Source organism: Pseudomonas sp. SMV7 (genome assembly GCF_052041995.1).
Classification (GTDB): domain Bacteria; phylum Pseudomonadota; class Gammaproteobacteria; order Pseudomonadales; family Pseudomonadaceae; genus Aquipseudomonas.
Genome location: NZ_JBKGGT010000019.1, coordinates 106,625 through 113,294, shown reverse-complemented (window position 1 = coordinate 113,294; position 6,670 = coordinate 106,625). Strand labels below are relative to the sequence as shown.

Below are 6,670 nucleotides of genomic sequence, written 5' to 3'. Positions count from 1 at the left end.
TGCGAGGAGGCGCTACATGGGCGCAACCAACAGGTTAGCCTGCTATTCCGACCCCGCTGATCACTATTCTCATCGGGTACGCCTGGTGCTGGCCGAGAAGGGTATCAGCGTGCAGGTCATCGATGTCGACCCTGGCCGCCTGCCGCCCAAGCTGGTCGAGGTGAACCCTTACGGGAGCGTGCCGACCCTGGTCGATCGCGACCTGGCGTTGTATGAATCCACCGTGGTGATGGAATACCTCGAGGAGCGTTACCCGCATCCGCCGCTGATGCCGGTATACCCGGTGGCGCGCGGCAACAGTCGCTTGCTGATGCACCGCATCCAGCGCGACTGGTGTGCCCTGGCCGATACCGTACTCGATCCGCGCAGCAGCGAGGCTGCCCGTGCCGAGGCGCGCAAGGCCCTGCGCGAAAGCCTGACCGGGGTCTCGCCGTTGTTCGGCGAGTTCGCCTGCTTCATGAGCGAGGAGCAAAGCCTGGTCGATTGTTGTCTACTGCCCATACTCTGGCGTTTGCCGGTTTTGGGTATCGAGTTGCCGCGGCAAGCCAAGCCGTTGCTGGATTACATGGAGCGGCAGTTCGCCCGCGAGCCTTTCCAGGCGAGCCTGTCCTCCGTAGAACGTGAAATGCGCAAGCTTTAAGGAGCCGTTGATGAACTCCAGTCGCCCCTATCTGGTTCGAGCACTGTACGAGTGGATCGTCGACAACGATTGCACCCCCCATATGCTGGTAAACGCCGAATACCCAAAGGTCCAGGTGCCGGACGGTTTCGCCAGTGATGGCCAGATTGTCCTGAATATCTCACCGAACGCCGTGCGCAACCTGCACATGGACAACGACGCTGTCAGCTTCGAAGGCCGTTTCAGTGGCGTGTCCCATTCGCTGTTCGTGCCGTCTGGCGCCATCCTGGGAATCTATGCCCGGGAGAATGGCCAAGGCATGGTCTTCGAGCTGGAGCCGTCGCAGGATGACATGCTCGACGACGAGGATGACGTGCAGCCGGATGATGACGGCCCACCGGAAGGTGGCGGGCAGCCACCGCGCCCGAGCGGCCGGCCAAGCCTCAAAGTGGTCAAGTAACGAAAAAGGCGACCTGTCCAGGTCGCCTTTTTTTGCCGCCAATATTGGATTACAGGTCGCTGATGGTGCGAACCTGATCCTTGTTGATGCGGGTGCGCTTGCCGTCGAGTTGCTGGAACTCGTAGAAACCGGTATCGGCGTCGTACTCCGGTACGTCGACCGTCTGGATCTCACGGCCGTCGTTGAGGGTGATCTGGCTAGGGGTTGAGCAGCCGGCCAGGGTGGCGAAGGTGCCGATCAGCAAGGCGGGCAGCAGCAGCTTTTTCATGCGGTGTTTCCTGGGTATCTGAAAGGGGTGGAGCAGGGTTGTTGCCTGCCATGGCCCTGTTCGCCGGCTTGCCAACGACAGGGCCATGGCAGGCAATGAATCAGTCGATGTACTCGAACAGCTTGACGATCTTCTGCACGCCCGACACGCCCTGCACCACGGCGGTGGCCGAGTTGGCCTCCTGCTGGGTGACCAAGCCGAGCAGGTAGACGATACCGTTTTCGGTAATGACCTTGATGCGCGAGCTGGGCACGGCATTGTCGGTCAGCATCTGGGCCTTGATCTTGGTGGTCAGCCAGGCGTCATTGTTGCGCGCCAGGATGGAGGAGGGCTGCATGACCTGCAGCTCGTTGTGCACTTTCTTCACCCGCTGCACCTGGCTGGCGGTTTGCTCGGCGAGGCTCTTGAGGTCGGCGCGTGGTGTCTGGCCGGCCAGCAGGACGATGCCGTTGTAGCTGGTGACGACGATGTGCGAGCCCTTGTCCAGGTCAGGGCTGGCCTTGGCGATGTTGACTGCCGCCTTGGTTTCGATCAAGGAGTCGTCGATCTTGCTGCCGATGGTGCGCGTGCCGCGATCATCTTCAATCGGCGAATTGCGGGTAGAGGTCAGTACCGAGCTGCAACCGGTAATGCTCAGGCACAGGGTCAAGGCCATCAGGCCGAGGCGCATAGGGGTCATTCTTCACTCCCGAACAGTTGGCTGTCGATCAGGTCGCACAGGCAGTGGATCGCCAGCAGGTGGACTTCCTGGATACGCGCGGTAACCGTCGAAGGTACGCGGATTTCCACGTCTTCAGGCAGCAGCAGCGAAGCCATGCCGCCGCCGTCGCGGCCAGTCAAAGCTACGACAATCATTTCGCGGTCATGTGCGGCCTGGATCGCCTGGATCACGTTGGCCGAGTTGCCGCTGGTAGAGATTGCCAGCAGAACGTCGCCGGGCTGGCCGAGGGCGCGGATCTGCTTGGAAAAGACCTCGTTATAGCTGTAGTCGTTGGCAATCGAGGTCAGGGTCGAGCTGTCGGTAGTCAGCGCGATAGCCGGCAGGCTCGGGCGCTCGCGCTCGAAACGGTTGAGCAGCTCCGAGGAAAAGTGCTGGGCATCACCGGCCGAGCCGCCGTTCCCGCAAGCGAGCATCTTGCCCTCGTTGAGCAGCGCGTTGACCATGACCAGGCTGGCCTGCTCGATGTGCGGTGCCAGGATGTCCATTGCCTGTTGCTTGGTATCGATGCTGGCCTGGAACAGCCGGCGAATTCGGGATTGCATGTCCATCTGGTGACCTTAAGTAGGGCGGTGGCCGGCGCGACGCGCAACAAGGACCAGCCCGCGAAACATAGAGCAAAAAAATCGAAGTGGGTTCAGCATTCGAAGGCGTTTTTCAGCCATTGCAGCGGCGTGCCTGCGTGGTGGCTACCCTGCAGGGCGACTACATCGAAGCGGCAGGGCTGGTTGCCCCAGTGGGCCTCCTGCTGCAGGAACAGGCTGGCGGCGAGCACCAACCGTTTCTGCTTGCGCCCGTCGATACTGCCGAGGGCGCCACCGAAGCCCGCGTGCAACCGGTAGCGGACTTCGACGAATACTACTGTATCGGCGTCGAGCATGACCAGATCAAGCTCACCGCCTTTGCATCGCCAGTTGCGCGCCAGCAGTTGCAGACCCTGCCCTTGAAGGTATTCAAGGGCCTGGGTTTCTGCGGCCTGGCCGGCACGGGTGGGCGACGCAGCGGCCATCAGCGCGGGGTGTCAGGCAGGCGCTTGACCTGGCCACTGGCGAACTCGGCCCAGGGCAACTGGCGCTCGACCCGCTGGCTGGCGTTGATGCTCAGGCTGCCCGAAAGGCCCATCACCCGGTTGTCCGGCAGCGCTTTCAGCTGGCCCAGGCGCGGCGCCAGGCTATAGGCATCGACGCCCATGGCATACAGGCGGCCCAGGCTGCCGGCAGCCTGTGGCCATTGCTGTACCACCTGCTGGCGCAGGCTGTTGCTGGTGTCCAGCAGCCACGGCGTTTCGCAGAAGCGGATGCCGTTCATGTCGTTGTACTGGTTGACGTCGCCACTGGCGCTGTACAGGTTCGAGGTGGCGTAGACCGGCACGTCACCGGCGTACTGGAAGTTCAGCGTCGGCTTGATCTGCTGCGCCTGTTGCGGGGTCGAGGCGAGGAAGATGAAGTCGATGTCCTGGCGGCGCGACGGCTGTGCGGCAATGCTGCCACCGACCGTGCTCTGCAGGCTCTTCGCGCGGCCTTCGCTCTGGCGCAGCTGGAACAGGTCGGCAATCTGCTGGGCCAATGCGACTGGTTGGGCGATGCGCTCGGCAGCAAGCAGGTTGCCGCCATTGCCTTCCCACTCCTGGCGGAAGGCGGCCAGGACGCGGTCACCCCATTCGCCACTCGGCACCAGGGCCACGGCGCGCTGCATGCCATCGGCACGGGCGCGGCGCGCCACTTCGCGGGCTTCGTCTTCGGCAGCCAGGCCGAACTGGAACAGCTGCGGCGGTGCCTTTTGCCCGGCGTCGGCGTAGTTCAGCGCCAGGGTGGTGATCGGCAGTTGCGGTTTGCTGGCCAGTTGCTTGACCAGCGGCTTTTCCAGCGGGCCGATGACCAGTTGTACACCAGCGGCCTGGGCCTGGCGGTAGAAATCGTCGAGCGAGCCGATGCGCGAGCTGTCGAACACCTGCACCGCCGGTGCCGGCTGGCCGGCTTGCTGGGCCTGGAAGTGCGCGGCCATGAAACCGTCACGCAGGGCGCGGGCGACACCGGCCAGCGGGCCGTCCTGGGGCAGCAGCAGGGCGATCTTGGTCAGCGGCTGGCTGGCCAGCTCCTTGAGCTTGGTCAGTGCCAGTGGCAGTTGTTGCGTGGCTGGGTGGCCCGGGTGCTGCTTGACCCAGGCGTCGATAGCGGCCTGTTGCTGCTCCAGGGTGCCGGCGCTTTTTACCGCCAAGGCCAGGCTGGCCCAGCCGGCCAGGGTCTGGTCATTAGCGGGCTGCTGCAGTTGCTCTGCCGGCAGCGAGGCGACCAGGGCCCAGATGGCGTCGTGGTTGGCGCTGGCAGCCTGGCCGCTGAGCAGGGGTGCCAGCAGCACGCGCTGCTGCGCGGCGGCCAGGGCCTGGCCGTCGGCTTCGAGGGCGGCGGCGTGCACGCTGTAGGTGCGCACTTGCTGTTCTTCCGGCAGCTCGGCGACGCGCTGCAGGCTGGGGTGGGCCAGGGCTGCCAGGGCGGCCTTGGGCTGGTTGCGGCTCATGGCCAGCTCGGCGCCGAGGGTGCTGGCAAACACCTGCTGGGCCGGCTTGAGCGTGTCCAGCGGCACCTGCTCGAGGATGCGTGCGGCGCGCGGGAAGTCCTTCTGCTTGTAGGCCAGGTCCGCCGCGCTCAGGCGCAGCAGGGCTGCTTCTTCCGCGGACTTGCTGGAAGCGGCCTTCTCGAGCAGTTGCTCGATGCTGGCGTCCGGGGTGCGTGGCAGTTCGCCCAGGCTGGATGAGGGCGAGCTGGCGCAGGCTGCCAGCAGGGCAGCAAGGCAGAGGGCTGTGAACAGCCGCAGGCAAGCGATCATGTAAAGGTCCTGTTACTCGATCAAGGTGGCCGGCAATTGTACCCAAGCGTTGGCCGGGGCGCGATGTTGCCGTGTCGATCCTTCACTATAGGCGCCCAGCCACCGCTCGCCGGCGAAGTTCTTTGCGCCCTGTTGCAGGCGCTCGGGCTACAATGGCGGCTTTGATCCGGACGACAGGTGTACGCAGTGACTGATGTGGCAGGGGCTTCGAAATCCACCGTGGGGACGCTGTATGTGGTCGCAACCCCCATCGGCAACCTCGACGACATGAGCGCCCGGGCGCTGAAAGTGCTGGCGGACGTGGCCCTGATCGCGGCCGAAGATACCCGTCATTCGATTCGCCTGCTGCAGCACTTCGGCATCGACACGCCGCTGGCCGCCTGCCATGAGCACAACGAGCGCGACGAGGGCGGGCGTTTTCTCGCCAAGTTGCTGGCCGGCGAGAATGTGGCGCTGGTTTCCGATGCGGGCACGCCGCTGATTTCCGACCCCGGCTACCATCTGGTGCGCCAGGCGCGCGCGGCAGGGGTCAACGTGGTGCCGGTACCGGGCGCCTGCGCGCTGATCGCCGCATTGTCGGCCGCCGGCCTGCCGTCGGACCGCTTCATCTTCGAAGGCTTCCTGCCGGCCAAGGCGGCAGGGCGCCGGGCGCGCCTGGAGCAGGTAAAGGAAGAACCGCGCACGCTGATCTTCTATGAGGCCCCGCACCGTATCCTGGAATGCCTCGAGGACATGGAGGCGGTATTCGGTGGTGAACGCCCGGCGTTGCTGGCGCGCGAGCTGACCAAGACCTTCGAGACGCTCAAGGGCTTGCCCCTGGCCGAACTGCGGGCGTTCGTGGCCGGCGACAGCAACCAGCAGCGCGGCGAGTGCGTGGTGCTGGTCGGTGGCTGGAGCGCGCCGGAGGGTGAGCAGGCGATCAGTAGCGAGGCGCAGCGCGTGCTCGGGCTGCTGCTGGCCGAGTTGCCGCTCAAGCGGGCGGCAGCGCTGGCTGCGGAAATTACCGGTGTGCGCAAGAACCTGCTGTACCAATTTGCCCTGGAAAAGCAGAAGGCTGAGTAGTGGCACGATGATATAGCTGCCGGTATTGCTTGTTCTTGGGCGCGCGTGCCGTTAATCTTGACGGCGGAGAGTCGATCGGACAGTCGCTGCCTGTTTTTGTTCCGCAAGAACAGGGGGAGGAAAGTCCGGGCTCCATAGGGCAGAGTGCCAGGTAACGCCTGGGAGGCGCGAGCCTACGGAAAGTGCCACAGAAAATAACCGCCTAAGCACTTCGGTGCCGGTAAGGGTGAAAAGGTGCGGTAAGAGCGCACCGCACGGCTGGCAACAGTACGTGGCTAGGTAAACCCCACTCGGAGCAAGACCAAATAGGGTTCCATCAGGCGTGGCCCGCGTCGGAACCGGGTAGGTTGCTAGAGGCGTCCAGCGATGGCCGTCGTAGAGGAATGACTGTCCTCGACAAAACCCGGCTTACAGATCGACTCTCCACCTTCCTTCCCTGCTTGATTCGATAGCAGATGCTCTCTGGTAATACCGAAAAGATCTTACTCTTCATAAATTACTTTAACTTCGAACTCCATCGGCTCGTGTGGGTTTGATTTTTCATGTGTTTTTTTCTCCTCGGCAGTCCTTCCCCCTTCCTTTAATGCGCTAAATCTCGGTCCTGTAAGGCTTTTCCTTCCGAACGTGCCTTGACGGTGCTGCGGGCGGATTCCTATAGTGTGCGCAAGTGGCAGAAAGTGGGATGAAGTGGGTTTTCTGGCACAAAAAAGATAACAT

General features: G+C 63.5%; 8 protein-coding genes and 1 other RNA gene. 4 read left to right on the top strand and 5 right to left on the bottom strand.

All coding sequences use genetic code 11. From position 1 onward, the window contains the following. The first annotated feature begins 16 nt into the window (after positions 1 to 16). Entirely contained in the window at positions 17 to 640 is a 624-nt protein-coding gene (locus ACLEJP_RS20925; RefSeq protein ID WP_063913318.1) for a glutathione S-transferase N-terminal domain-containing protein, read from the top strand. Positions 641 to 650: 10 nt separating this feature from the next. Next, entirely contained in the window at positions 651 to 1,079 is a 429-nt protein-coding gene (locus tag ACLEJP_RS20920; protein WP_296234192.1) for a ClpXP protease specificity-enhancing factor, read from the top strand. A 49-nt stretch (positions 1,080 to 1,128) separates the two neighbouring features. Here the strand turns inward: ACLEJP_RS20920 and ACLEJP_RS20915 are convergent, their stop codons facing one another. The 5 genes from ACLEJP_RS20915 to ACLEJP_RS20895 form a co-directional block, all read right to left on the bottom strand. Continuing rightward, positions 1,129 to 1,347, bottom strand: coding sequence for a YgdI/YgdR family lipoprotein (locus ACLEJP_RS20915; protein ID WP_170032434.1), 219 nt, complete (start codon positions 1,345 to 1,347; stop codon positions 1,129 to 1,131). A gap of 100 nt (positions 1,348 to 1,447) precedes the next feature. After that, entirely contained in the window at positions 1,448 to 2,026 is a 579-nt protein-coding gene (locus ACLEJP_RS20910; protein WP_170032432.1) for a BON domain-containing protein, read from the bottom strand. Continuing rightward, positions 2,023 to 2,616, bottom strand: coding sequence for a phosphoheptose isomerase (locus tag ACLEJP_RS20905; protein WP_012274070.1), 594 nt, complete (start codon positions 2,614 to 2,616; stop codon positions 2,023 to 2,025). The genes ACLEJP_RS20910 and ACLEJP_RS20905 overlap by 4 nt, the downstream gene beginning before the upstream one ends. 86 nt (positions 2,617 to 2,702) lie before the next feature. Beyond that, a complete protein-coding gene (locus ACLEJP_RS20900; RefSeq protein WP_289130748.1) occupies positions 2,703 to 3,074 on the bottom strand; it encodes a YraN family protein in 372 nt (123 codons plus the stop codon). Beyond that, the gene (locus ACLEJP_RS20895) at positions 3,074 to 4,891 is read right to left on the bottom strand and encodes a penicillin-binding protein activator (RefSeq protein WP_440809429.1); all 1,818 of its coding nucleotides are present in this window, start codon (positions 4,889 to 4,891) and stop codon (positions 3,074 to 3,076) included. The genes ACLEJP_RS20900 and ACLEJP_RS20895 overlap by 1 nt, the downstream gene beginning before the upstream one ends. 186 nt (positions 4,892 to 5,077) lie before the next feature. Between ACLEJP_RS20895 and rsmI the strand changes: the two genes are divergently transcribed. After that, on the top strand, positions 5,078 to 5,953 hold the full coding sequence (gene rsmI, locus ACLEJP_RS20890; RefSeq protein WP_289130745.1) for a 16S rRNA (cytidine(1402)-2'-O)-methyltransferase: 876 nt from the start codon (positions 5,078 to 5,080) through the stop codon (positions 5,951 to 5,953). 67 nt (positions 5,954 to 6,020) lie between these two features. After that, an RNA gene (rnpB, locus tag ACLEJP_RS20885) (RNase P RNA component class A) lies at positions 6,021 to 6,380 on the top strand. Positions 6,381 to 6,670: the final 290 nt, after the last annotated feature.